Below are 24396 nucleotides of genomic sequence, written 5' to 3'. Positions count from 1 at the left end.
GGTTCCCGATGGGCGCTATTGTGGCGGATTTACCGCTAAAGTGTAGTAGTCAATGTCTGTGTTTTCATTGTGATGGCAGCTTTTATCGCAAAACTAATTATTGTTGATTGTGGCTGATTGTGGCTGATTGTGGCTGAGCCATCTGTCTTTGCCGATAGGCTGCATAAAAAAAGCCGCTCTGGCGAGAGCGGCTCGGTTGCCGAATATCGGCTTTGGCCGGGTGTTTTCCCCAGCGGATGAGCTTAGGTGTTTATTCCCGGCCCTGCTATGGCTATAACTATATTCCGGACTATGCTCATGGCTATGCCCAGGACTATGCCTAGGACTATGCTTGCCGGTTATCGTCAGCTACTTCTTGCTCATAATCGGGGCTATGAAGATCAGCAGGGCGATGAGGTACAGACTGAAGGCGACCACCATCCATTGGGCCATGGTCACGCCCATGAACATCCAGGGGATGTCGGTGCACATGCCGGTTGGCATAAACACAGAAGGCAACCACTGGTGCAATGGCATCCAACTGGGGAACTCGGGCAAGAAGGCGCAGGTCGCGAAGGGAGAAGGGTCGGTTTGTAGCGCCACCAGGGCGAGGGCAATTTTCAATCCCCATGATGCACTTATCCCCCAAACCAGTGCCGCCAGGCAGCGGCATAGCAGGTTGCCCGGCGCCACCAGTCCCATCAGACCGGCACCCAGCAGGCCAAAGACGGCCAGCCGCTGATAGATGCACATGACACAAGGGTCGAGTTTCATCAGATACTGAAAACTGAGGGCCGCAACTTCCAGTGCCAGGGCGCTGAGGGTCAGGATGAGCCAGGCATTGCGTGTATGAGCAAATCGAGTGACAGGGTTCAAAAGGATTCTCCATATGAAAAACGCCCACTATCCCGGGGGCGTTTTTTCGACTGACAGCCATCTGAAAAGTTCAATGGCTTCCCAAGATTAATGTGCGGACATTGTGCCCAGCACTTCCTTGGCACTGTGGTGGATAAGCAGATGACTGTCATAATAAAACTGTGTCATATGTTCCAGGAAACCTGTCTCTATGGCGAGAATGCCGACGAGCGACATGGTAATGGTATAGGGCAATGCCAACCACACCATACGGCCATAGGACAGGCGGATCAGGGGGGCCAGTGCCGAGGTCAAGAGGAATAGGAATGCGGCCTGACCATTGGGGGTGGCTACCGAGGGCAGGTTAGTGCCGGTATTGATGGCGACCGCCAGCAAGTCGAATTGATCCCGGGTTATCTGACCGGCGCTGAGTGCCGATTTGACTTCGTTGATATAGACGGTGCCGACGAAGACGTTGTCGCTGACCATAGACAAAAGGCCGTTGGCGATATAGAAGATCACCAGTTGGGTATTGCCCTGATAACTCAGTGCCCAATGGATCACAGGGGCAAACAAGTGTTGATCTATGATGACACCCACTATGGCAAAGAATACCGCCAGCAAGGCTGTGAAGGGCAGAGCCTCTTCGAAGGCTTTTCCCAGGGCATGTTCATCAGTGACACCGTTGAATGCCGTGGTCAGTATGATGACTGACAAACCTATGAGTCCCACCGACGCCAAATGCAGCGCCAGGCCGGCGACCAACCAGACGCCCACCAGGGCCTGGATGATTAACTTGATATTGTCTTTGTTGGTGCGGCTCGAATCCATGTGGGCCGCATGATCGTGAAGTATTTTATGCACTGCTTCAGGCAGCTGCGCCCCGTAGCCAAAGACTTTAAATTTCTCGACCAGGAAACAGGTCAGTATGCCGGTAGCAAACACAGGCACAGTCACGGGTGACATGCGAATGGCGAATTCGGCGAAGTGCCAACCGGATTGGGCGGCAATGATCAGGTTTTGCGGCTCACCCACCATGGTGCAGACGCCACCCAATGCGGTACCTACCCCGGCATGCATCAGCAGGTTACGCAAAAAGCCCCGAAAGGATTCCAACTCTTCTTCATTGAGTTGCCCACCTGCCTCTGTGGTATGGTCGTGATCTGCCCCGTAGGACTTACCCGAAGCGACCTTATGGTAGATGGAATAGAAGCCCACGGCGACGGCAATGATTACGGCAATCACTGTCAGCGCATCCAGGAAGGCGGACAGGAAGGCGCAGGCAACACAGAACATCAGCGATACGACTATCTTGGAGCGTACCTTGGTGATCATCTTGGTGAAGATAAACAGCAAGAGTTGCTTCATGAAGTAGATGCCGGCCACCATGAAAATCAGCAGCAGCAGGACTTCGAGGTTGGCTTGGATCTCATGCAATACCTGGTCAGGTGAGGTCATGCCGATGATCACTGCTTCTATGGTCAGCAAACCACCTGGTTGCAGGGGGTAGCACTTGAGTGCCATGGCCAAGGTAAAGATGAACTCTACGACCAATAACCAACCGGCGGCGAAGGGGCTGACATAGAAAAAGACGAGAGGATTAAGCACTAAGAAGAACAGGATGGCGGTTTTATACCACTTAGGTGAATTGCCTAAGAAGTTCCCAATAAACGCCTGACTCATTGTCACCGGCATGGCACCCTCACTTAATATAATTGTTAATGTTATGAAGTCCTTGATTTGTACTACGTCTGTGGCTTTGCGTCCAGTGCAAAGATGGTTTCAATGCACTAAGTTCGGCTTTCGGCCTTGGGGGAAAATACCCAGGCGGTGGGAACCGGTGTTATTTGCGACAAAATCCCGCCCAAGAAGGATGTTTTTTGTACAAAAACACAGATTAATGCCCTAAGCCGGGACGTATTGCGGTGCAATGGTTTTCATTTGTCCCCGCTCTGGTATGATCAGTCTATAACTATGCTTAACAACTGGATAAGTGGGCTGATGATAATCAATGCCAAAGGACCTGCAAGTTTTGCAGAGAAATACATAGTAAGATCGATCTGGGAAAATAAATTCCCTCCGGGATCTATTTTACCGGCTGAACGAGAGCTATCAGAACTCATAGGCGTAACCCGCACCACCTTGAGAGAAGTGTTGCAAAGACTGGCGCGCGACGGCTGGCTGAAAATCCAACATGGCAAACCGACGCGGGTGAACAATTTCTGGGAAACCTCCGGCTTGAACATACTCGAGACCATAGCGGACCTGAACCCAGAAGGTTTTCCCGTGTTGGTCGATCAGTTGTTGTCGGCCAGAACCAATGTCAGTGCCATTTATTTTCGCGGTGCCCTGAGGCATAACCCTGAAACTGCGGTGGAAGTCTTATCCAAGATCCATCAGTTGGAGGATACCGCCGAGTCTTTCGCCGAATATGACTATTTGCTGCATCACACCCTGGCCTTCTCTTCGGGCAATCCTCTGTATGTGCTGATCCTCAATGGTTTCAAAGGTTTGTACAGCCGGGTCGGGCGCTACTATTTCTCCAGCGCCGAAGCCAGAGCCTTGGCGCTGAACTTCTATAAGGAATTGGAAGTGCTGGCAAAGGCCAAAAATTATGGCAATGTACCGGCATTGATGCGCACCTATGGTATCAACAGTGGCAAGATGTGGCAGTTGCTGCGTGATGATATGCCGGCCGGCATAGCCCAGGACAATTAACAGTCAGGCAATTGAGCCAAGCAATTATCAGGCAATTGGCGGCTTAGATGTGCAATCTATCTGCTGGGCTGGTTGAGGCTTGAGAAGACATCGCTTCGTCCCTTTGGACGAAGCGATTTTTTTTGCCGACTAGATGCTGCTGGGTTGCTTGCGGCGTTCTTCCAGGTGTTCCGGACACTTGGCGATGACGTTGATATTGCCCTCGTCATCCTTTTCTTCCAGCGTGACGGCGAAGCCCCACAACCTGTGTAAATGTTTCATGACTTCGGAGCAAGTATCGGCCAGCGGGATGCGGTTCGAAGGCACATACCTTAGCGTCAGCGAACGATCTCCACTGATTTTGACTTCATGCACCTGGATGTTGGGTTCAATGTTGGACAGGTTGTACTGCTGGGACAAGATGCGCCTTATGTCATGGTAGCCTTGCTCGTCGTGGATAGCGGACACAGACAGGTAGTTTTTCTGATCATCGTCGAGTATGCCAAACAGCTTGAACTGGCGAATGAGTCTGGGTGACAGGTATTGGCTGATGAAGCTTTCATCCTTGAAGTTCTGCATCGCGAAATGCAGGGTGTCGAGCCAATCACTGCCTGCTATGTCGGGAAACCAGGCCTTGTCTTCGTCGGTAGGCTCTTCGCAGATACGGCGAATATCGGCAAACATGTTGAAGCCGAGCGCATAGGGATTGATACCCTTGTAATAAGGGCTGTTATAGCTGGGTTGAGCTATGACCCCTGTGTGACTCTGGAGAAACTCCATCATGAATCTGTCCGTGACCTTGCCGTCGTCGTAGAGGCGATTGAGCAGGGTATAATGCCAGAAGGTCGCCCAGCCTTCGTTCATCACCTGGGTCTGTTTCTGCGGATAGAAATATTGTGCCATCTTGCGGACGATACGTACTATCTCACGTTGCCAGGGCTCCAACAGCGGCGCATTTTTCTCTATGAAGTAGAGGATGTTTTCTTCCGGCTCTGCCGGAAAACGTCGAGGCTTGGCTTTGGCCTGTTCCTGGGGAGACAGGGGAATGGTACGCCATAGATCGTTCACCTGGCTCTGGAGGTATTCCTCACGTTCCTCCTGCCTGAGTTGCTCTTCTTTCAGGGAGATCTCTGTGGGACGTTTATAGCGATCGACGCCGTAATTCATCAGGGCATGGCAGGAGTCGAGGATATTTTCGACCTGCTCGACACCGTACTTCTGCTCGCATTCGCTGATGTAATTCTTGGCAAACACCAGATAGTCTATGATGGAGCCCGCATCAGTCCAGGCTTTGAACAGGTAATTATTCTTGAAGAAACTGTTATGGCCGAAACTGGCATGGGCGATCACCAGCGCCTGCATCGTCATGGTATTTTCTTCCATCAGGTAGGCTATGCAAGGGTTCGAGTTGATCACTATCTCATAGGCCAGCCCCATTTGGCCGCGTTTGTAGCCTTGCTCCGTCTCTATGAAACGTTTGCCAAATGACCAGTGGGTGTAGCCAAGCGGCATACCGATACCCGCATAGGCATCCATCATCTGTTCGGCGGTGATCACCTCTATCTGGTTCGGATAGGTCTCCAGGCGATACAGGGCCGCAATGTGTTCTATTTCGTCCAGATATTCCTGCAGCAACTCGAAGCTCCATTCGGGTCCATCACTCAGTGGTGTGCGTGCTATGTTCCCCATAATGCCCCCTTAAACCGCTTGTTTCTTGAATAGCTCTCTGAACACAGGGTAGATATCTTCGGCCTGCCGTATGTGCTGCACTGCTATGTTGTCATATTTCTGTTGCAGGGTTTCATACTCCCGCCATAGGGTCTGGTGGGTGCGGTTGGTGATTTCTATGTAACTGAAGTAGCGCACCAGGGGCAGGATCTGTTTATCCAGCAATTGGCGGCAAGTGGGGGAGTCGTCGGCCCAGTTGTCGCCGTCGGAGGCCTGGGCGGCATAGATGTTCCACTCGCTGGCGGGATAGCGCGCCTGCTGGATCTCATGCATCAGCTTCAGGGCGCTGGAGACTATGGTACCGCCCGTTTCCTGGGAGTAGAAGAATTCGTGTTCGTCCACTTCCTTGGCCTGGGTATGATGCCGGATATAGACGACATCCAGGTTTTTATATGTCCGGGTGAGGAAAAGGTACAGGAGAATATAGAAACGTTTTGCCATGTCCTTGGTGGCTTGGTCCATGGAGCCTGACACATCCATGAGGCAGAACATCACCGCCTGACTGGAAGGCACCTCACGCTTGGCATAGTTGTTGTACCTGAGATCGAAGGTGTCGATGAAAGGCACGCTGGCGATTTTCTGTTTCAGCAAGTCAATCTGTTTCTTGAGCTCCATGATGGTTTCGGCTTTCGATCCTGGGGTATTCTCGAGCAGCAGCAGTTCTTCTTCCAATTCCCTGAGCAATTTCTTTTTGCTGGCCGACATGGCGATACGCCGTGCCAGCGATGAGCGCAACGAGCGTATGATGTTGATATTGGCCGGTACCCCATCGTTGGTGAAACCGGATCTATAGGTTTGATACTCGACCAGTTTGTTGAGGCGGTTTTTCTGCAGGTTGGGCAGTTCAAGATCTTCGAACAGGAGTTCGAGATACTCATCCTTGGAGATTTCGAACACGAAATCATCCTGGCCCTCGCCCGAATCCGATGCCTTGCCTTTGCCTGCACCTGAACCATCACCACCGGGTGGCCGCTCGATTTGATCGCCGCGGACAAACTGATCGTTGCCTGGATGCACTCGCTCCTTAACCCCCCCTTGCCCCTGGTGGAACATGGGTTCGCTGATATCCCGGGTGGGGATGCCGATCTTTTCCCCTGTGTCGACGTCGGTCACACTGCGGCGCGTGACGGCATCGCTGACGGCCTTCTTGATTTGTTGCTTGTAGCGGGTGATAAATCGTTGCCGATTGACTGTGCTCTTTCCCTTAGCATTGAGTCGCCTGTCAATGAAATTCGCCATACGCACCTCCCCAACCATAAGCTGGGCCTCAGGTTTAAGGCCCAGGTGTTATGGCGATACTATGATGACTTACGCACCCTCAGATACCATTCAGACAGCAGTCTGACTTGTTTCTTGGTGTAGCCTTTTTCCATCATGCGGTTGACGAAATCATCGTGCTTGCGTTGATCGTCGGTCGAAGTCTTGGCATTGAAGGAAATGACCGGCAGTAAGTCTTCGGTGTTGGAGAACATCTTCTTCTCTATGACGGTGCGCAGTTTCTCATAGCTGGTCCACAAGGGGTTATTGCCTTCGTTGTTGGCCCGCGCCCGCAGCACAAAGTTGACTATCTCATTGCGGAAATCTTTGGGGTTGCTGATCCCGGCCGGTTTCTCGATTTTCTCCAGTTCGGCATTGAGCGCGGCCCGGTCGAACAACTGGCCTGTCTCGGGATCCCTGTATTCCTGATCCTGGATCCAGAAGTCGGCATAGGTCACATAACGGTCGAAAATGTTTTGGCCATATTCCGAGTAGGACTCAAGGTAGGCGGTCTGGATTTCCTTGCCTATGAATTCCACATATTTGGGGATCAGGTAGCCCTTGAGAAACTCCAGATAATGTTCGCTGACATCGCTGGGGAACTGCTCTTGCTCTATCTGACGTTCCAGCACGTAGAACAGATGCACGGGGTTGGCGGCAATCTCGCTGTGATCGAAGTTGAATACCTTCGACAGTATCTTAAAGGCGAAACGGGTCGAGAGACCATGCATGCCTTCGTCGACGCCGGCATAGTCCCTGTATTCCTGATAGGACTTGGCCTTGGGATCTGTGTCCTTGAGGCTCTCGCCGTTATAGACACGCATCTTGGAGAAAATAGAGGAATTTTCCGGGACCTTGATCCTGGAAAGCACACTGAACTGTGCCAGGGTTTCCAAGGTGCCGGGGGCACAAGGGGCTTGGCTCAGTTCCGAGTTGACCAGGAGTTTCTGATAGATGCGAATTTCTTCCGACACCCGCAGACAGTAGGGCACCTTGACGATATAGACACGGTCGAGGAAGGCTTCGTTATTCTTGTTGTTCTTGAAGCTCAGCCATTCCGACTCGTTGGAGTGAGCCAGGATGATGCCGTTGAAGGGCAGGGCCGACAGGCCCTCGGTGCCGTTGTAGTTGCCTTCCTGGGTCGCGGTCAGCAGGGGATGCAGCACTTTTATCGGCGCCTTGAACATCTCCACAAACTCCATCAATCCCTGATTGGCGCGGCATAGGGCCCCAGAATAGGAATAGGCATCGGCATCGTTTTGGGCGAAATGCTCCAGCTGGCGGATATCCACTTTCCCCACCAGAGAGGAGATGTCCTGGTTATTCTCATCGCCGGGTTCTGTCTTGGCGATGGCCGTTTGATTCAGGATGGAAGGGAAGACCTTGACCACACGGAATCTGGAAATATCCCCACCGAAATCGTGCAGACGTTTCACCGCCCAGGGCGACATTATGGTTTTCAGGTAACGTTCGGGGATCTTGTATTCTTCCTTGAGCAGCTGGCCATCCTCCGCCAGATCGAACAGGCAGAAGGGGTGATCATTGACCGGGCTGTGAACGCCGTCGGCACTGAGGACATAGATGGGCACTTTCTGCATCAATTCCTTGAGCTTATCGGCCAGGGATGACTTACCCCCACCGACGGGACCGAGCAGGTAGATGATCTGCTTGGATTCTTCCAACCCCTGGGCCGAATGTTTTAGATAGGCAACGATTTGTTCTATCGCTTCTTCCATGCCATAGAAATCCCCGAAAGCCGGGTATCTGGAGATGAGTCGATTGGAGAAGATGCGGCTCAACACAGGATCCTTCGCCGTGTCTATGACCTCGGCCTTGCCTATGGCGAGCAGCAGGCGTTCGGCCGCCGACGCATAGGCGCTGCGATCTTCCTTACATATGTCCAGAAACTGTTGCAGCGTGTATTCTTCTTCGAGTTTTTGTTCATACCGCTTTTGATAATGCTCGAATATGCCCATAGTAACCCCCTGAAACGCAAGTGATGTTATGGTTTGGATGAACTGATAAACCAGCCTCCTATAGTTAATCTTAGACTCAAATTGTGTGTTCGTGTAAAAAAATCAAATAAATCAAAGACAAATAGTTGCAAACGCAATAGTTGCACCCATGTCTTATCTCGAGATTAAGCCTCGGGCGATGCAGGGGGCTTGTCCATGGGCATGGGCTCGAGTGAGGCCGGCGAGCATGCCCTTGGCTTGTGTCGCCTGAGAAAGGTTTGCCGCGGCGGGAAATAAAAAAACCGCCCTGGCATGGGGCGGTTTTTAGGAGGTTTGTCTGCTCAGACCAAGTCAGACTAAGCGGCGCGTTCTTGTGTCTTGTCGCTGTTCAGCGTCTGCGCCCTGAGTTCCTGTGGATCGAAGTCATCGACGTTGATGGACTTCATACGGCCAATCTCGGCACGTTCCAGCAGGGCGACCTCTTCTTCGCTGAGGACGCCAAGCGCCTTGCCTTCGGCGGCGATCTTGTCCAGCCACATGAATGGCAGGCGCTTGCCGGCAGCCTGGCACACCTTGTCGTACAGCGGCTCAGACGCCAGTATGTCCTTGAAGGTCTGTTCCTGGATGCCGACGGCATTATGCTCCGAGGCTTCCCAGAACTGGCCCTGGCCTAAACGATCGCGGCTGGCACAAGGGGTTTGCATTATCTTGGCCACCTTGTGATCCAGCACATCGCTTGGGCGTTTCAGTGGACGGCCGAAGGGGAATAAGACGAAGCGCAATACGCCGCCCAGACCCATGGGGAAGTTGTCCAGCAGATCGTCCAGCGAGGTCTGCAGCTTATGCAGTGCATCTTCTACCGCCCATTGTACCAGTGGCAGATCTTCTGTCTGACGACCTTCGTCTTGGTAGCGTTTCAGCGTGGCAGATGCCAGGTAGAGTTGGCTCAACAAGTCGCCCAGACGCGCAGAGATGCGTTCCTTGCGTTTCAGGTTGCCACCCAGGGTCGCCATGGCGAGATCGGATAGCAGGGCCAGGTTGGCACTGAAGCGGTTCATGTGCTGATAGTAACGCTTGGTCTTGTCTGAATAAGGCGCGTTGGAGAAGCGGCTCGAGGTCAGACCCAGCCAGAAGCTGCGGATCAGGTTACTTGTGGTGAAGCCTATGTGGCCGAACAGGGCCTCATCGAAGTTCGCCAGACCACGCTTGGCATCGGTATCGAAGGCCGATTCCATTTCCGCCAGGACATAGGGATGACAGCGAATCGCCCCCTGACCATAGATGATCATGGAACGGGTCAGTATGTTGGCGCCTTCCACCGTGATGGCGATAGGTGCGGCCTGATAGCCACGACCCAGGTAGTTGTTGGGGCCGAGGCAGACGCCCTTACCACCGTGAATATCCATGGCATCTATGACGCATTTCTGCATCCTGTCTGTCAGGTGGTATTTCACTATGGCGGAGATGACCGAAGGCTTCTCACCCAAGTCTATGCCTGTGGTGGTCAGAGAAGTCACGGCATCCATCAGATAGGCGTTACCCCCTATGCGTGCCATAGGTTCTTCTATGCCTTCGAGCTTGCCTATAGGCAGCTTGAACTGACGGCGGATGCGGGCATAGGCACCGGTCGCCAGGGCGGCAGTCTTGACACCACCGGCCGAGTTGGACGGCAGGGTAATGCCACGGCCAACGGACAGGCATTCGACCAGCATGCGCCAGCCTTGGCCGGCCATCTTGGGACCGCCTATGATGAAGCTCAGGGGCACGAATACTTCATTGCCGCGGGTCGGACCATTCTGGAACATGCAGTTGAGCGGGAAGTGGCGACGGCCGGTTTCCACGCCTGCGACATCGGTCGGGATCAGGGCGCAGGTAATACCGAGTTCTTCCTGGTCGCCGAGCAGATGCTCAGGATCGCGCAGTTTGAACGCCAGACCCAGTACTGTAGCCACAGGGGCCAGGGTGATGTAGCGCTTATTCCAGGTCAGCTTCATGCCGAGCACTTCTTCGCCTTCCCATTGACCCTTGCAGACGATGCCGAAGTCAGGGATAGAGCCGGCATCGCTGCCTGCTTCCGGGCTGGTGAGGGCGAAACAAGGCACTTCCAGGCCCTTGGCCAGGCGAGGCAGATAGTGATCTTGTTGTTCGGGTGTACCATAGTGTTGCAGCAGTTCGCCAGGACCCAGAGAGTTAGGTACCCCGACAGTCGAAGCCAGTTCGCTGCTCAGGCCAGCCAGTTTCTGCAGTACCCTGGATTGGGCATAGGCGGAGAATTCCAGACCACCGTACTTCTTCTTGATGATCATGGCGAAGAAGCCGTTGTCTTTCAGGTATTGCCAGATCTCGGCCGGCAGATCGGCCAACTGATGGGATACCTGATGCTGGTTCAGCATGCGGCATACTTCTTCGACCGGGCCATCCAGGAAGGCTTGTTCTTCGGCGCTTAAACGGGCAACCGGGTAGTTATGCAGCTTTTTCCAGTTGGGCTTGCCGGCGAAGAGATCGGCTTCCCACCAGGTGGTGCCGGCTTCGATGGCTTCTTTCTCGGTCGAAGACATCTCGGGCATGATGCCGCGATAGAGCTTCAACAGCGGACGGCTGAGTATGCCTTGTCTGAATGCACTGATGTTCAGTGGCAGGGCAATGGCCAGGAAGATTATCCCGCCTATTGGGCCTATGATATCCAGAGCCCATCCGGCAGCCATGACGACTGCGGCGGCAATAGTGGCAGTGAGCAGAGATACCCTGAGGTATGCAACGGCTCCCAGCACCAAGATCATGGCGATGATCCAAAGTAGGGTAGTCACTGTAGTTCTCCTTAAAAATGACGCTGTGTCCATCACGGGTCATATAACTTTTATCTATCTTGTACACAGTATAGGCTGTGGTCAGACCTGTATCGTAGTAAAAGTTAAACCTAAGCGAATTTGAACACAAGCATTTTTCAAACAATTGTTTAAATTATTTGTCGACCGCGAGGATTCCACAAATTCCGTCAACTCGTTAGAATTAAGCTACTTGCTTATTTTAGATCATTCAGGGCATATAGATGTGTGAATTACTGGCTATGAGTGCCAACGTGCCAACCGATATTGTCTTCAGTTTTACCGGCTTAGCACAGAGAGGCGGGATCACTGGCCCCCACGTCGACGGTTGGGGCATTACCTTCTACGAAGGCAAGGGCAGCCGCACCTTCAAGGATGCCTGTCCCAGCAGCGAGTCCCAGATAGCCAAGCTTATCCAGTCATACCCTATCAAGAGCGAGGTGGTGGTCAGCCATATTCGCCAGGCGAACCGGGGATGTGTGGCGCTGGAAAACACCCATCCCTTCACCCGGGAATTGTGGGGCCGTTACTGGACCTATGCCCATAATGGTCAGTTGAGCGACTATCAGGATAAGTTTGTCGTCGCCCGCTACCAGCCGGTCGGAGATACGGATAGCGAGCGGGCCTTCTGTTGGATTTTGGAATGCGTGGCCGACAAGTTCGGTGACCGGGCCCCGGAGGACATGCAGGCGGTGTTTCGTTTCATTGCCGGGCTTGCCGACGAGATACGCCAACTCGGGGTATTCAACATGATCCTCAGCGATGGCGAGTATCTGATGAGCTATTGCAGCAATAATCTCTGCTACATCACCCGGCGCGCGCCCTTCGGCAAGGCGACCCTGATAGACACGGATGTGGTGATCGACTTCGACAAGGAAACGACGCCCTTGGATGTGGTGACAGTGGTCGCTACCCGGCCGCTGACCAACAACGAGCATTGGCATTTGTTGCAGCCGGGGGAGTGGACCCTGTTCAAACAGGGGGAATTGCTGCCGCCGGCCTGAGTCGTTAGCCTGGCGGTTCAGGCCCCCCGGTTAGGCTCAGTGTGCCGACTGGGTTCCTGTGTCGGCACTTTTCGATAACCCGGGTTGCTCGCCGGGTTTGACCCTTTGGGTGGTTTGTTCGCCCGGCAGCGGCATGGCCTCACTGAACTGATAGCTGAGCAGCTGGATGTCGAGCTGTTTGCTGCCTTTTTCGAAGTGGGTCAGACGCACGGGCAGATAGGCGAGCTCGGGTGCCATCCAGAAGAAGGTCTGGCGTTTGGGGTTATCCCGCATCACCTCAATTTTGACCGTGTCATAGCTGCCGCTGTCGAGTGTCAGCCGTTCCTTGTCCAGGACCCGAAAGTCATACTCCTCGATCTCATTATCTTTGACCATGTTGTAATGCAGCTGGGTCTTGCCCGCCCCTATGTCCAATCTCAGCTGCAGCTGCAACATGAGTGGGTCGAAGAGTAAGCCATCGTAGGGCAGTTTGCCCCTTTCATCCTTATAGCGGGTATGTACTACTGCCTGACCCTTGGCGAAGGCGCTCTGTTCATTGTAGTCGGGGCCCGTGCCTGAACGCTCATGCATGTAGCGCAGTGGGATAAGCTGTTCGCCCTCGCGGGTAAACTCGCTATGGGCATGGCGTACGTCGGTCAGCAGCAACAGGCTCAGGGCGCTGTCGAAACGATAGACATAGAGGCCGTCGTCGCTGGCGGGCAACTGGTAGCGGGCCTTACCCAGTTCTATGCTGCCATAATAGACATTGTACTCGGCGGTTTGCGCCGTTAAGGGCGTAGGTGTCGCCTGCGCCCACAGGCCGGGAGACAGGGATAACAGGCCGCAGATGATTCGGGCAATAGTACGCAAGCTGGACTCCTTCATGTGTTCGGGTAATAGACTCAAAAGGGCATCGCCATCACCAGCGTCGCCATGTCCGGGCGCCATTCGTAGTTGAGCAGTTTGACTCTGCCCCGTATGACCTCAATTCCTTCGAGTCTCAATAATTCCATTTGTTCTTGAAAGGCGGCAGAATTTTCCTTGAATGATATTTTACCTTGGCTGTTGATGACCCTATGCCAGGGCAGTTGCATGGCGTCGGGCGCGGTTTTCAGCGCCTTGGATACATAGCGGGCGCGGCCGGGCAGCCCGGCATAGTCGGCGACCTTGCCATAGCTGATGACCCGACCCGGCGGGATCATGGTGATAATATGCCAGATTTTTTCCATGGGCGACCAGCTGCGGTTTTCTAACATCATTGCGTCTTTGCCTTGCCTTATATTGACCCGAGTGGCGCCGTCTCATCTTCTGCAGTCTCAGTCGATGCCGGGCTCATGACTCGTGATTCAGTGGGGATAGCTAATAAGGATAATAGCGCTAAATCCCATCCGGGTGAATCGCCTCCGAGGACAGGCGCATCTCAATGGGGTTTTGTCTTTGCACGAATTAGTCCATAATAGCGGCGAAATTTTTACCCGCAAAGAGATGATAACTGTCCATGGCTGTACTCGATATTTTAACCATCCCGGATGAACGTCTGAAACGTAAGGCTCGCCCGGTGCAGGACGTGACCCAAGTGCAAGGCTTTATCGACGATCTGATAGAGACCATGTACCACACGGAGGATGGCATAGGTTTGGCGGCGACCCAGGTCGGCAGTCAAGACGCCATCATAGTGATAGATCTGTCCGAGGGCCGGGATCAGCCCCTGGTGTTGGTCAATCCCGAGATAGTCGAGAAGTCCGGTGAGTATGTGGGTGAGGAAGGTTGTCTCTCCATTCCCGGGTACCGTGCCAAGGTGGCCCGCTTCGAGAAGGTGAAAGTCACCGCCCTGGATCGCGCCGGCAAGGCCATAGAGATAGAAACCGATGATTTCTTGGCCATAGTGTTGCAGCATGAGATAGATCACCTGCATGGCAAAGTCTTTATCGAGCACCTTTCCACGCTCAAGCAACAGATAGCTCTGAAGAAAGTGCGTAAATACGCCTGAGGCGCTTGACGGCAGTCGCTTTCGACATCTTAGACACCTTCCTGAGCGGGAGGTGTTTTTTTATTGATTTTTCACCGGCCTTGGTCACAGCTTGCCGTCTTGGCGGCGGATGCACAGGCCAGGATGCACAGATCAGTGAGGCGAGACGGGCAATGAGCGTGCAGATAGTGTTATTGACCCATGAGCGGGAATTGGATCGCGCCAGCAATACGGGCCAGTTGGCTCTGCAGGCCTTTCCGGAATTATGCCGCAGGGTGATCTGGTCCAGGACCCGGCCGGAAGCTGCTCTGCTGGCCATGCTCGAATCGCGGCAGGCGAGCCTGCTGTTTCCCGCCGAGTCTGAGGCCTGTGCCGTGCCCGCGTCAGCAAGCCGGCTAGCCGCAGGCAGAAATCCCGGGGCTGACGAACCCGCAACTCAGGCAGCAGAAGCCTGCGAAGCCGACACCATAGTGATCCTCGATGCCACCTGGCAGGAGGCGCGTAAGATGTTGCGTCAGAGCCCTTATCTGCGCACCGCCGCCAGAATATCCCTGGCACAGCCACAGGCATCGAGATTCACCCAGCGTCGCAATCAAATCCCCGGAGGCCTCTGCACCTTGGAGTGCATCATAGCCCTGTTCGACGCGGCCAATCTAAAGGCCGAGGCGGCCGGGCTGAGCGCCGACTTTGCCCGCTGGGAGCTGGCAGCCCGAGGCTAGAGCAGTGTCAGGTAGACACAGAGAAAGTGGCTCACGGCGCCGCCCAGCACGAACAGGTGCCAGATGGCGTGATTGAAGGGGATACGCTTGCCCGCATAGAAGATCACCCCCAGGCTGTAAAACAGCCCACCCAGCAGCAATAGGCGAAAACCCAGGGGCGACATGGCGGCGCTGAGATCCCCCATGACGGTGACACATAACCAGCCCATGGCCAGATAGAGCACCAGGCTGAGGCGCTTGAACCTGTGAATGAACAGCATCTTGAACACCAGACCGCCGAGGGCCAGTGACCAGATGGCGGTCAAGATCACCAGCGCCTGTGTGCCTTGCAGGGCGAGCAGCATCAGCGGCGTATAGGTGCCGGCGATGAGGCAGTAGATGGCGCAGTGATCGGCGATCTTGAGCCTGCGTTTCAAGTGATTCGCGGTGACGCTGTGATAGAGGGTGGAGCAGAGAAAGAGCAGTATGATGCTGGCACCATAGATGCCCACCCCGCTCAATTCGAGCCCACTCAGATGATCTTTGCCTTTATCCAGCATGGCGAGCAGGCCGATTACGCCGCCTATGACCCCCAGGCCATGGCTGATGCTGTTGGCCAACTCTTCGGCCCGGCTATAAGCCTCGGGGCGTGGCTCTGCGCCTTGGGTGACTTCCAGGGGGATGGGCGTCGCAGTGTCGAGCGCGTTGCTCTGTTCGGGCATGGGGATAACATCCGTATTGGCTAGAATGTCGGCGAGTCTAACAGCTGAGCCGGTCAAATACCAGATTTAAGCGTACAAGTGTAAGCTTAAACTCCCTGCCCGGGTTACCCGGGCTCTGCCCATGGATTGGCTCCTTGCCGATCTGGATAGGGTGCCAGCTTAGGTTCCAGGCGCCGCTTAGCCGCCTGCTCAAGGGACGGATTAAGAGATTGACCAGGCGGAACTTTCTTCGACTCACCACCTCTAACAGACGCATTGGTCAGGGAGTGGGAATGGATGCAAGAAATGGAAGTACCCTTTATGAGTGTGCCTGAATGCTGTGATGTTGCGGCACAGGATCCTCGGGCGACACAGGCCATGAGGGAAGAGCGAACATTCGCCAGCGCACCGCTGGCGGCCCGCGGCCTGGGGCGGTTGATGCGTCTGGGTCCGGCTAGCCGAATCTCGGGCATAGGTTTTGTCACCCTGGCGCTTGGCTTGCATCTGTTGCTCTTGTGGCTGGCGCAGGCGTATTGGCGCCTGCCCGAGCGTCCGGTCGCGGCGGTCAAACCGCCCAAGATCCAGGCCTACCTCTTGTATGCACCCGCCGGCCAGGCCGTTCCCCCTGAGAGCCAAGCCGCCGAGACTCATGCCGCCGAGAACCAGGCCCAGGAGAGCCAAGTCGTCGAGACTCATGTTGCCGGGAGCCGGGCCACAGGGACCCGGCCGGCCGCAGAGACGCCAGCTGTTGAGCCCCAGACGATTGAAACTGAGCCTGCCGAGCCCGAGCCCGAGGCGCATTTTATCTATGATGTGGCCGCGCCGGCGCCGCCTCCGAATGAAGCTGAAGCTTGGGTGTTTTCCCCGCCTGAGACAGATACTAGGCTGCTGGTGCCTGAGGCCAGATTTACCCCGACACCCCCAAGAGACGCAGTGGCTCAGGACTTGTTCAGCCGGGATGCGTCCACCCTGAGTTATCTTCAGCGTCAACGCCGCCAGGCACTGGACACCTTGGTACGGCAGGAGGCGGATGCCTTTACCGCCAAGCGTTCCATGAGCGAGATGGATGCTGAGATGGAAGTGCTGCTGGTGCCCAATGCCGACGATTTCAGCAAAGCGACGACCCTGGGCAACAAACTGGATCCCAACCGTATCGTGCGCAAGGGCGATACCTGTTACCGGGTGGTCAAGGTGGGCAACCAACTTAACCCTTATGCGGAAAACCTGGGTTACCCCTTCGACTGCAGCGGCAAGAAGATGAACCAGGATATTCAGGATGCCATAGACGCCAGATGGGCGCAGATGCATGTCAAGCAGCACAAATAATGCCACTATTGCCATCTGTTTTATTCATTCATATACCAATTTTTTATAATTATGTTTATTTAAGTGTTGTTAAACAATATCTTATCGAATCTATTTTTTTGCTTTAACGTCTGTTAAGGCCGAGTAAATTTTCCTTGTTCATGGTTCAGGCTTCTGTCTATACTGAGGCACATCTTGTCGGAGTGCCTTAGGGCTGAGACCGTTCATTCGGGATCCGTTGAACCTGATCAGGTTAATACCTGCGAAGGAAACAAGCGTAATAACGCCAATGAAAGTCATGTAATGAAACTCATATGATGTTCGTTCCGGGCGCGTTTTCAAGCAACCGGATGAGCCGTGAAAACGGCCTCGAACCCAGAGGCGTTATTTTCGCAGCACAGGCACTGCCCGGCTGCGTCTGCTAATCAACCACTCAAGTCTCCAGACAAGCAACTCCAACTTACTCAGAAGTGAGATTGCTTATGTCAAATCGTCGTGAAACCCGTGCCCAGGCGCAAGCCTTTATCGATACCCTGAAACCTTTGCAGCACCCCAATTCCGAGAAAATCTATCTCGGCGGCAGCCGCGAGGATCTCCGCGTCGGCATGCGGCAGATACACCAGAGCCCGACCCTGATTGGCGGCAGCGAGAGTGCCCCCCTCACGGAGGAGAATCCACCGATAAGGGTCTATGACTGTGCCGGCGCCTATTCGGATCCGGCCGCAGACATCAATGTGCGTCTGGGGTTGCCCAAGCTGCGTGACGGCTGGATCGCCGAGCGCCAGGATACAGAGCGGCTAACGGTTGTAAGCTCAGAGTTTACCCAGCAGAGATTGGCCGACGACGGCCTGGATCACCTGCGTTTCGAGGCCTTGTCCCCGCCGCGCCGCGCCATTCCCGGCCGCTGTGTCACCCAGATGCACTATGCGCGTCAGGGCATCATCACCCCTGAGATGGAATACATAGCCATTCGGGAAAACATGGCCCGCGCCGAAGTCGCAGAAGGGGTGCTGACCCAGAAAGCCCAGGGCGAGGCCTTCGGGGCCGTCGTCGGTGAGCTGATCACCCCGGAGTTCGTCCGCGATGAAGTGGCCCGCGGCCGCGCCATCATTCCCTTGAATATCAATCATCCCGAAGCCGAACCCATGATCATAGGGCGCAACTTTCTGGTGAAGGTCAACGCCAACATAGGCAACTCGGCGGTCACTTCGTCCATCGAGGAGGAAGTCGAGAAGCTGGTGTGGTCGACCCGCTGGGGCGCCGATACCGTGATGGATCTCTCCACCGGACGTTACATTCATGAGACCCGCGAATGGATAGTGCGCAACTCTCCCGTGCCCATAGGCACAGTGCCCATCTACCAGGCGCTGGAGAAAGTCAATGGCGTGGCCGAAGCGCTCAACTGGGAGATCTTCCGCGACACCCTGATAGAGCAGGCGGAGCAGGGGGTGGACTACTTCACCATACACGCAGGCGTCTTGCTGCGTTACGTGCCCATGACCGCCAAGCGCCTGACGGGCATAGTCTCCCGCGGCGGCTCCATCATGGCCAAATGGTGCCTGAGCCACCACGAGGAGAGCTTCCTCTACACCCATTTCCGTGAGATCTGCCAGCTGTGCGCCGCCTACGACGTGTCCCTGTCTCTGGGGGATGGCATGCGCCCGGGTTGTATCGCGGATGCCAACGACGAGGCCCAGTTCGCCGAGCTGGAAACCCTGGGAGAGCTGGTCAAGATCGCCTGGGAATACGATGTCCAGACCATAATCGAGGGCCCTGGGCATATCCCCATGCAGCTCATCAAGGAAAACATGGACAAGCAGCTGGCCCATTGCGACGAGGCACCTTTCTACACCCTGGGGCCCCAGACCACGGACATAGCCCCAGGCTATGATCACTTCACCTCGGGCATAGGGGCGGCAATGATCGCCTGGTATGGCTGTGCCATGCTCTGCTACGTCACCCCCAAGGAGCATTTGGGGCTGCCCAACAAGGAAGATGTCAAGCAGGGGTTGATCGCCTATAAGATCGCCGCCCATGCCGCCGATATTGCCAAGGGGCATCCGGGCGCTCAGGTGCGCGACAATGCCTTGTCCAAGGCCAGGTTCGAGTTCCGCTGGGAAGATCAATACAACCTGGGGCTGGATCCCGATACCGCCAGGGCCTATCACGACGAATCCCTGCCCCAGGAGTCGGCCAAGGTGGCCCATTTCTGCTCCATGTGTGGCCCCAAGTTCTGCTCGATGAAGATCACCCAGGAAGTGCGCGACTATGCCGCCGCCCAGGAGGCGCAAACCCTCACGCAACACATCTCCGTGACTCAGCCCGGTGATCAGGCCGGGTTAGCGGCGGCGATGGCGCAGAAGGCGGCGCAGTTCAAGGCCTCGGGCGCGGCCATCTACCACCCGGTAGGCGAGCTTGCGGATCCCCTGGCACTCGAGTCGGAGCAATAACCTATGGCAAGCAAAGCCCCGGCCCCTATGCCGGCGGGTTCGCGACCCATAGTCTGGACCATAGCGGGTTCTGACTCGGGCGGCGGCGCCGGCATTCAGGCAGATCTGGCGACCATCCAAGATCTGGGCTGTCATGGCTGCAGCATCATCAGCCAGATCACCGCCCAGAGTTCGGTGGCGGTCAGCCTGGTCGAGTCCGTATCGGATGCCATGTTGCTGGCGCAGCTCGACACCTTGCTCGCCGACATGCCGCCCAGGGCCATCAAGATAGGCTTGCTCGGCCCAGGGCAGGTAAGTCTGCTGGCCCACTGGCTCGCCACCCGGTTAGCGGACTATCAGGCGCGCAGCCACACGTCAGTGGCCGTGATCCTGGATCCCGTGATGACGGCCAGCTGCGGTGACCCCCTGGGAACCCGGGCGCCGGCCGACGGCGCCAAGTTCGAGCCTTTCGCCGGTCTGCTCAGCCTCATCACCCCCAACTATGCCGAGCTGGCGCTGCTGGATGGCAGCCAGGTGGAGGACTTCGCCGGCTTCGAGGCCGCCGCCGCGCGCCTGGCCCAGCGGCTGCAGACCCGGGTGCTGGCCAAGGGCGGCGATGTCGCTGGCCGCTGGCTGGCGCAGGAGTCCTGCGACATACTGATCCTGGATGAAGTGGCGGGCAGCTCGCCGCTGCACCAGCATTGCCGCTTCAGTCTGACGAGCCCCAGGGTGGCGACGGCGGATCACCACGGCACAGGCTGTACCTTGTCTGCCGCCATAGCGTCGGCGCTCGCCGCAGGTTTTGTGCTGCAGGATGCCGTGGTGCTGGCCAAGGCCTATGTCAACGCGGGTCTGGGGCAGGGCTATGCCCCGGGCGTCGGTGCCGGGGTGTTGGGACGCAGCGGCTGGCCACAGCGTTTGAGTGATTTCCCCCGGGTGCGTTATCTCGACAGAGACAATCCCGCCCCCATGGCCTTTCCCCCCCTGCAACGGCCCATAGGCGTCTACCCCGTGGTGGACAGCCTGGCCATGCTGGAAACTTTGCTGCTGGCGGGCGTCGATACCCTGCAGCTGAGGTTGAAGACCGACACGGACTCTGGTTCTGACCCTGGTTCTGACTCCGGCTCAGGTTTAGGCGCAGGAACCAAAACCTGCATGACCCCGGCAGCCGGCGCCGCGCTGGAGGCGGACATAGTGCGCGCCATCGCCCTGGGGCGCGACCATCAAGCTCAGCTGTTTATCAACGATCACTGGCAACTGGCGTTGAAACACGGCGCCTACGGAGTGCATCTGGGCCAGGAAGATCTGGCCGGCGCCGATTTGAGTGCCCTGGCGCGGGCCGGGGTGGCGCTGGGGATCTCGAGTCATGGCTATTTCGAGCTGTTGCTGGCCCGGCAGTTGGCGCCTTCCTACATCGCCCTCGGGCACATATTCCCGACCAGCACCAAGAGCATGCCGTCGGCGCCCCAGGGGCTCGACAAGCTCAGGGCCTATGTGCGCCTGCTCGAGGGGCATTTCCCTCTGGTGGCCATCGGCGGCATAGACAGGCATAACCTGGCGGCCGTCAAAGCCACAGGGGTGGATGCCATCGCCCTGGTGCGCGCCGTCACCCAGGCAGAATCACCGGCCGCGGCCTATCTGGCCCTGAGCCTCGCCTGGTCGGAGGCGGTATGCCCATGACTCAGCGTCCGCCCGGGTCGCTGAGCGACAGGGACTTCATGCGTTATTCGCGGCAACTCCTCTTGCCGGAAGTGTCCGAGTCTGGGCAGCAAAGGCTGTTCGCCGCCCACATAGCCATCATAGGGCTGGGCGGCCTGGGACAATTGGCGGCTCAGTATCTGGCCGCCGCGGGTGTCGGCCGCCTGACCCTGATAGACGGCGACAGGATAGAGCTGTCCAACCTGCCGCGCCAGTTACTCTACTGCGAGGCGGATCTCGGCCTGTTCAAGGCCGAGGTGGCCGCCAACAAGCTGCAGGCGGCCCATGGCTGTCTTGCCTTGCGGCACCACTGCCTTGCATTCGATGCCGACAATGCCGGACACCTGTTGGCGCCCCTTGTGGCCGAGCCCCATGCCCTGGTGCTGGATTGCACCGACAACTTCCTGACCCGTCAGAGGGTAAACCAAGCCTGTATCGAGCGCCGCCTGAGCCTGGTCAGTGCTTCCGTGGCCCACTTCCAGGGGCAACTCTTCTGCCTCGACGGCCGCAGCTTAGCCGCCAGCGGCTGTTACCACTGCCTGTTTCCGGCCGACACCAGGCTGAGTCAAAGCTGCAGCACCTCTGGGGTGCTCGGGCCTGCGGTCGGGGTGATGGCGTCCATGCAGGCCTTGCAGGCACTCAACCTCTTGCTGGACATCAACGACGGCGGCTACCTGCACAGATTCGATGCCAAGAGCTTGCACTGGCAGCATGCCAAGTTAACCCGTGACCCGGATTGCCCTGTTTGCAGTCCCCTATGGAGCTAATCCCATGATTTCGATTCAACTCAATGGCGAGCCGCTGGCCGTCCCAGAACACGCCAGTCTGGCGGCGGTATTGCATGAACGCCGGCTGGATCCCAACGCCTTCGCCCTGGTACTCAACGCCGAGCTGGTGCCCCGCAATCGCTGGCAGCACATCCAGTGCCGGGCGGGCGATAAGTTGGAACTCTTTTCCGCCGTGGCCGGAGGTTGATATGTTAACTATTGCAGCACATGACTTCGGCTCCCGGCTCTTCAGCGGCACGGGCAAATTCAGTGACGCCGCCACCATGTTGGCGGCGCTGACGGCCTCGGGCTCGGAGCTGGTGACCCTGGCGATGAAGAGGGTGGACCTGGCGAGGGCGTCCGATGACATACTCGGGCCACTGAGGGCGACAGGGGTAAAACTCCTGCCCAATACCGCCGGGGCCCGCACCGCCAAGGAGGCGATCTTTGCCGCGGAATTGGCCAGAGACATGCTGGGCACCCATTGGATCAAGTTGGAGATCCACCCGGATCCCAAGTACCTGATGCCGGATCCCATAGAAACCCTCGGCGCTGCCAGGCATTTATGTGAGGCGGGGTTCGTCGTCTTGCCCTATGTGCATGCCGATCCCGTCCTGTGCCGCCGCCTGGAAGAGGTGGGCTGCGCCGCCGTGATGCCGCTGGCCAGTCCCATAGGCAGCAATCAGGGGCTGGTGAGTGAGGCCTTCCTGAAGATCATCATAGAGCAGGCCAATGTGCCCGTGGTGATAGATGCAGGGCTCGGCGCCCCGTCCCAGGCCTGCCGCGCGATGGAGATGGGCGCGGACGCTGTGCTGGTCAATACGGCGATCGCCAGCAGCCGCAACCCAGAGGCGATGGCGCGCTGTTTCGCCGAGGCGGTCAGCGCCGGCCGCAGCGCCTATCTGGCGGGCCTGGGACAGGTGAACGCCACTGCGGTCAACACCAGTCCCCTGACCGGTTTCCTGCAAGCGGGAGCGCCGGCATGAGCTTCGTTGAACACTTCGGTGCGCTGCCCAGGGATAAGCTGGCGCTGGAGATCTATTCCACCACGGCGGCCGAGGTCGAGCGGGCGCTGCAACGGCCCGCAGGCTGCCTGACGTCATTGCGGGCGCTGCTGTCGCCGGCGGCGGCGCCCTACATAGAGCAGATGGCGCAGCAGTCCCTGGCCTTGACCCGCCAGCGCTTCGGCGCCAATGTGGGCCTGTATCTGCCACTCTACCTTTCCAATCTCTGTGCCAACGAATGCGACTATTGCGGCTTCAGCATGAGCAACAAGCTCAAGCGCAAGACGCTCGATGACATGGAGTTGGCGGCCGAGATGGATATCATCAAGGCGCGGGGCTTCGACTCCATACTGCTGGTGTCGGGTGAGCACGAGACCAAGGTCGGCATAGACTATTTCAAGTCGGTATTGCCGCAAGTGAAGTGCAGGTTCAGCCAAGTCGCGCTGGAGGTGCAGCCCTTGGCGGAGGCCGAATATGCCCAACTGGTGGCCCTGGGACTGGATGCCGTCATGGTGTACCAGGAGACCTATCGGCCCTCGACCTATGCCCAACATCACACCCGCGGCAAGAAGCGGGACTTTGGCTTTCGCCTGGACACCCCGGACAGGGCCGCCCGTGCCGGGGTGGATAAGATAGGCCTTGGGGTGTTGCTGGGACTGGACGATTGGCGCCTCGACGCCTTGCTGATGGGGCATCACCTGAGCTATCTGGAACAGCGCTATTGGCGCAGCCGTTACAGCATCTCACTGCCCAGGCTCAGACCCTGCACCGGCGGCATAGCGCCCAAGGTGGTACTCTCGGATCTGGGGTTGGTGCAGCTGATCTGCGCCTTTCGCTTGTTCAATCCCCAGCTCGACATCAGCCTGTCTACCCGGGAGACCCCGGCACTGAGGGACAATCTGATGCCGCTGGGGATCACTCAGATGAGTGCCGGCAGCTCGACCCAGCCGGGCGGTTATCAACACCCGGACAGCCAACTGGATCAGTTCGAGATCAGCGATGAGCGCAGCGTCGCTGAGGTCGCGGCCAGGCTGAGGCAGAAGGGGCTCAACCCAGTGTGGAAAGACTGGGAGCAGGCCTGGACAGCCATGAGCCGGGATTGACAGCCATGAGCCAGGATTTAGCGTGAGCGGGATTGAGCCGCATGAGTCTCGGCCTCTATGGCACCGGCCGACACTCATGCCGTACATCAATGCTGTACATCTTGGCCTAAGAGGTTAATAATTGGCCTCTTATTGCCGTATTCGTCAGAGAACAGGAAGCGACTCATGCAAATTCAAGCGGGATTTTCGGCGGGCCTTCAGGGCCTGCAACAGGCGCAATCCGGCCTGACCCAGGCGACCGTGGACGTCGCCCGCCCCAGCGAGCCCCAGACGCTCAGCCAAGGTTCCGCCTCAGGCGCAGCCGATTCGGCGTCTCTGGCGCCGGATAAGACCACTGCGCTGGTCTCGGCGGTCGAGTCGTTGCAGCAGGGAGAGGCGGCGGTGGCCGTGGTGGATGCCGCGTCGGAGATGCTGGGCAGCATAATAGACCTAGAAGTATAGAA

Annotated in this window: 21 protein-coding genes and 1 riboswitch; of the genes, 12 read left to right on the top strand and 9 right to left on the bottom strand. The window is 56.8% G+C overall.

Annotated elements, in window-relative coordinates; translation table 11 throughout:
* Nucleotides 1-348: 348 nt before the first annotated feature.
* Both dsbB and nhaB read right to left on the bottom strand, forming a co-directional pair.
* A complete protein-coding gene (dsbB, locus tag LZP73_RS14630; protein ID WP_169562416.1) occupies nucleotides 349-855 on the bottom strand; it encodes a disulfide bond formation protein DsbB in 507 nt (168 codons plus the stop codon).
* Between the two features lie 87 nt (nucleotides 856-942).
* On the bottom strand, nucleotides 943-2529 hold the full coding sequence (gene nhaB, locus LZP73_RS14625) for a sodium/proton antiporter NhaB (RefSeq protein WP_234235730.1): 1587 nt from the start codon (nucleotides 2527-2529) through the stop codon (nucleotides 943-945).
* 306 nt (nucleotides 2530-2835) lie between these two features.
* Here nhaB and fadR point away from each other — a divergent pair, with 306 nt between their 5' ends.
* Entirely contained in the window at nucleotides 2836-3552 is a 717-nt protein-coding gene (gene fadR, locus LZP73_RS14620; protein ID WP_234235729.1) for a fatty acid metabolism transcriptional regulator FadR, read from the top strand.
* A gap of 129 nt (nucleotides 3553-3681) precedes the next feature.
* Here fadR and LZP73_RS14615 read toward each other — a convergent pair whose 3' ends face one another.
* The 4 genes from LZP73_RS14615 to fadE form a co-directional block, all read right to left on the bottom strand.
* Entirely contained in the window at nucleotides 3682-5220 is a 1539-nt protein-coding gene (locus LZP73_RS14615; RefSeq protein ID WP_234235728.1) for a SpoVR family protein, read from the bottom strand.
* Between the two features lie 9 nt (nucleotides 5221-5229).
* Entirely contained in the window at nucleotides 5230-6498 is a 1269-nt protein-coding gene (locus LZP73_RS14610) for a YeaH/YhbH family protein (protein ID WP_234235727.1), read from the bottom strand.
* A 59-nt stretch (nucleotides 6499-6557) separates the two neighbouring features.
* Nucleotides 6558-8492: a PrkA family serine protein kinase gene (locus LZP73_RS14605; RefSeq protein ID WP_234235726.1), complete on the bottom strand. Its 1935-nt coding sequence runs from the start codon at nucleotides 8490-8492 to the stop codon at nucleotides 6558-6560.
* A gap of 335 nt (nucleotides 8493-8827) precedes the next feature.
* Nucleotides 8828-11278, bottom strand: a complete 2451-nt coding sequence (fadE, locus tag LZP73_RS14600; RefSeq protein WP_234235725.1) for an acyl-CoA dehydrogenase FadE — start codon at nucleotides 11276-11278, stop codon at nucleotides 8828-8830.
* Nucleotides 11279-11520: 242 nt separating this feature from the next.
* Here fadE and LZP73_RS14595 point away from each other — a divergent pair, with 242 nt between their 5' ends.
* Nucleotides 11521-12300, top strand: a complete 780-nt coding sequence (locus tag LZP73_RS14595) for a class II glutamine amidotransferase (protein WP_234235724.1) — start codon at nucleotides 11521-11523, stop codon at nucleotides 12298-12300.
* Nucleotides 12301-12336: 36 nt separating this feature from the next.
* Here LZP73_RS14595 and LZP73_RS14590 read toward each other — a convergent pair whose 3' ends face one another.
* Nucleotides 12337-13149, bottom strand: a complete 813-nt coding sequence (locus LZP73_RS14590) for a DUF3108 domain-containing protein (protein ID WP_234235723.1) — start codon at nucleotides 13147-13149, stop codon at nucleotides 12337-12339.
* Nucleotides 13150-13181: 32 nt separating this feature from the next.
* The gene (locus LZP73_RS14585) at nucleotides 13182-13538 is read right to left on the bottom strand and encodes an MGMT family protein (protein WP_234235722.1); all 357 of its coding nucleotides are present in this window, start codon (nucleotides 13536-13538) and stop codon (nucleotides 13182-13184) included.
* Nucleotides 13539-13777: 239 nt separating this feature from the next.
* Between LZP73_RS14585 and def the strand changes: the two genes are divergently transcribed.
* The gene (gene def, locus LZP73_RS14580; protein WP_169562425.1) at nucleotides 13778-14269 is read left to right on the top strand and encodes a peptide deformylase; all 492 of its coding nucleotides are present in this window, start codon (nucleotides 13778-13780) and stop codon (nucleotides 14267-14269) included.
* Nucleotides 14270-14421: 152 nt separating this feature from the next.
* Nucleotides 14422-14967, top strand: a complete 546-nt coding sequence (locus LZP73_RS14575) for a DTW domain-containing protein (protein ID WP_267960206.1) — start codon at nucleotides 14422-14424, stop codon at nucleotides 14965-14967.
* Here LZP73_RS14575 and trhA read toward each other — a convergent pair.
* The gene (gene trhA, locus LZP73_RS14570) at nucleotides 14964-15668 is read right to left on the bottom strand and encodes a PAQR family membrane homeostasis protein TrhA (RefSeq protein ID WP_267960205.1); all 705 of its coding nucleotides are present in this window, start codon (nucleotides 15666-15668) and stop codon (nucleotides 14964-14966) included. The genes LZP73_RS14575 and trhA overlap by 4 nt on opposite strands.
* Before the next feature lie 285 nt (nucleotides 15669-15953).
* Between trhA and LZP73_RS14565 the strand changes: the two genes are divergently transcribed.
* The 8 genes from LZP73_RS14565 (at nucleotide 15954) to LZP73_RS14530 (ending at nucleotide 24394) form a co-directional block, all read left to right on the top strand.
* Nucleotides 15954-16973 carry a hypothetical protein gene (locus LZP73_RS14565; RefSeq protein WP_234235721.1) on the top strand — a complete coding sequence of 340 codons (1020 nt, stop codon included), beginning with the start codon at nucleotides 15954-15956 and terminating at the stop codon, nucleotides 16971-16973.
* A gap of 168 nt (nucleotides 16974-17141) precedes the next feature.
* Nucleotides 17142-17240: riboswitch (TPP riboswitch) on the top strand.
* A 194-nt stretch (nucleotides 17241-17434) separates the two neighbouring features.
* Complete coding sequence (gene thiC / locus LZP73_RS14560; RefSeq protein WP_234235720.1) at nucleotides 17435-19402, top strand: phosphomethylpyrimidine synthase ThiC; 1968 nt, start codon at nucleotides 17435-17437, stop codon at nucleotides 19400-19402.
* Between the two features lie 3 nt (nucleotides 19403-19405).
* Nucleotides 19406-21061 (top strand): bifunctional hydroxymethylpyrimidine kinase/phosphomethylpyrimidine kinase, encoded by a 1656-nt coding sequence (locus LZP73_RS14555; RefSeq protein ID WP_234235719.1) that lies wholly within the window; start codon nucleotides 19406-19408, stop codon nucleotides 21059-21061.
* Nucleotides 21052-21846 carry a HesA/MoeB/ThiF family protein gene (locus LZP73_RS14550; protein ID WP_442800748.1) on the top strand — a complete coding sequence of 265 codons (795 nt, stop codon included), beginning with the start codon at nucleotides 21052-21054 and terminating at the stop codon, nucleotides 21844-21846. Before LZP73_RS14555 ends, LZP73_RS14550 begins: the two co-directional genes overlap by 10 nt.
* A gap of 4 nt (nucleotides 21847-21850) precedes the next feature.
* A complete protein-coding gene (gene thiS / locus LZP73_RS14545) occupies nucleotides 21851-22054 on the top strand; it encodes a sulfur carrier protein ThiS (RefSeq protein WP_234235717.1) in 204 nt (67 codons plus the stop codon).
* A gap of 1 nt (nucleotide 22055) precedes the next feature.
* A complete protein-coding gene (locus LZP73_RS14540; protein WP_234235716.1) occupies nucleotides 22056-22832 on the top strand; it encodes a thiazole synthase in 777 nt (258 codons plus the stop codon).
* Nucleotides 22829-23953: a 2-iminoacetate synthase ThiH gene (gene thiH / locus LZP73_RS14535; protein ID WP_234235715.1), complete on the top strand. Its 1125-nt coding sequence runs from the start codon at nucleotides 22829-22831 to the stop codon at nucleotides 23951-23953. The genes LZP73_RS14540 and thiH overlap by 4 nt, the downstream gene beginning before the upstream one ends.
* A 165-nt stretch (nucleotides 23954-24118) precedes the next feature.
* Entirely contained in the window at nucleotides 24119-24394 is a 276-nt protein-coding gene (locus tag LZP73_RS14530) for a chemotaxis protein (RefSeq protein ID WP_234235714.1), read from the top strand.
* Nucleotides 24395-24396 lie beyond the last annotated feature (2 nt).

Source organism: Shewanella sp. AS16, assembly GCF_021412365.1.
In the GTDB taxonomy this organism is placed as follows: domain Bacteria; phylum Pseudomonadota; class Gammaproteobacteria; order Enterobacterales; family Shewanellaceae; genus Shewanella; species Shewanella salipaludis.
The sequence above is the reverse complement of the archived record's forward strand: the minus strand, read 5'-3'. Positions and strand labels throughout refer to the sequence as shown.

What these genes read in the sequence shown, in the direction of transcription:
- fadR (WP_234235729.1), top strand. Translation starts at nt 2,836, where the DNA reads ATGATAATCAATGCCAAAGGACCTGCAAGTTTTGCAGAGAAATACATA.
- thiS (WP_234235717.1), top strand. Translation starts at nt 21,851, where the DNA reads ATGATTTCGATTCAACTCAATGGCGAGCCGCTGGCCGTCCCAGAACAC.
- LZP73_RS14565 (WP_234235721.1), top strand. Translation starts at nt 15,954, where the DNA reads ATGGAAGTACCCTTTATGAGTGTGCCTGAATGCTGTGATGTTGCGGCA.
- LZP73_RS14610 (WP_234235727.1), bottom strand. Translation starts at nt 6,498, where the DNA reads ATGGCGAATTTCATTGACAGGCGACTCAATGCTAAGGGAAAGAGCACA.
- LZP73_RS14550 (WP_442800748.1), top strand. Translation starts at nt 21,052, where the DNA reads ATGCCCATGACTCAGCGTCCGCCCGGGTCGCTGAGCGACAGGGACTTC.
- LZP73_RS14575 (WP_267960206.1), top strand. Translation starts at nt 14,422, where the DNA reads ATGAGCGTGCAGATAGTGTTATTGACCCATGAGCGGGAATTGGATCGC.
- LZP73_RS14555 (WP_234235719.1), top strand. Translation starts at nt 19,406, where the DNA reads ATGGCAAGCAAAGCCCCGGCCCCTATGCCGGCGGGTTCGCGACCCATA.
- thiC (WP_234235720.1), top strand. Translation starts at nt 17,435, where the DNA reads ATGTCAAATCGTCGTGAAACCCGTGCCCAGGCGCAAGCCTTTATCGAT.
- def (WP_169562425.1), top strand. Translation starts at nt 13,778, where the DNA reads ATGGCTGTACTCGATATTTTAACCATCCCGGATGAACGTCTGAAACGT.
- LZP73_RS14605 (WP_234235726.1), bottom strand. Translation starts at nt 8,492, where the DNA reads ATGGGCATATTCGAGCATTATCAAAAGCGGTATGAACAAAAACTCGAA.
- thiH (WP_234235715.1), top strand. Translation starts at nt 22,829, where the DNA reads ATGAGCTTCGTTGAACACTTCGGTGCGCTGCCCAGGGATAAGCTGGCG.
- LZP73_RS14615 (WP_234235728.1), bottom strand. Translation starts at nt 5,220, where the DNA reads ATGGGGAACATAGCACGCACACCACTGAGTGATGGACCCGAATGGAGC.
- LZP73_RS14585 (WP_234235722.1), bottom strand. Translation starts at nt 13,538, where the DNA reads ATGATGTTAGAAAACCGCAGCTGGTCGCCCATGGAAAAAATCTGGCAT.
- LZP73_RS14595 (WP_234235724.1), top strand. Translation starts at nt 11,521, where the DNA reads ATGTGTGAATTACTGGCTATGAGTGCCAACGTGCCAACCGATATTGTC.
- trhA (WP_267960205.1), bottom strand. Translation starts at nt 15,668, where the DNA reads ATGCCCGAACAGAGCAACGCGCTCGACACTGCGACGCCCATCCCCCTG.
- LZP73_RS14530 (WP_234235714.1), top strand. Translation starts at nt 24,119, where the DNA reads ATGCAAATTCAAGCGGGATTTTCGGCGGGCCTTCAGGGCCTGCAACAG.
- LZP73_RS14540 (WP_234235716.1), top strand. Translation starts at nt 22,056, where the DNA reads ATGTTAACTATTGCAGCACATGACTTCGGCTCCCGGCTCTTCAGCGGC.
- nhaB (WP_234235730.1), bottom strand. Translation starts at nt 2,529, where the DNA reads ATGCCGGTGACAATGAGTCAGGCGTTTATTGGGAACTTCTTAGGCAAT.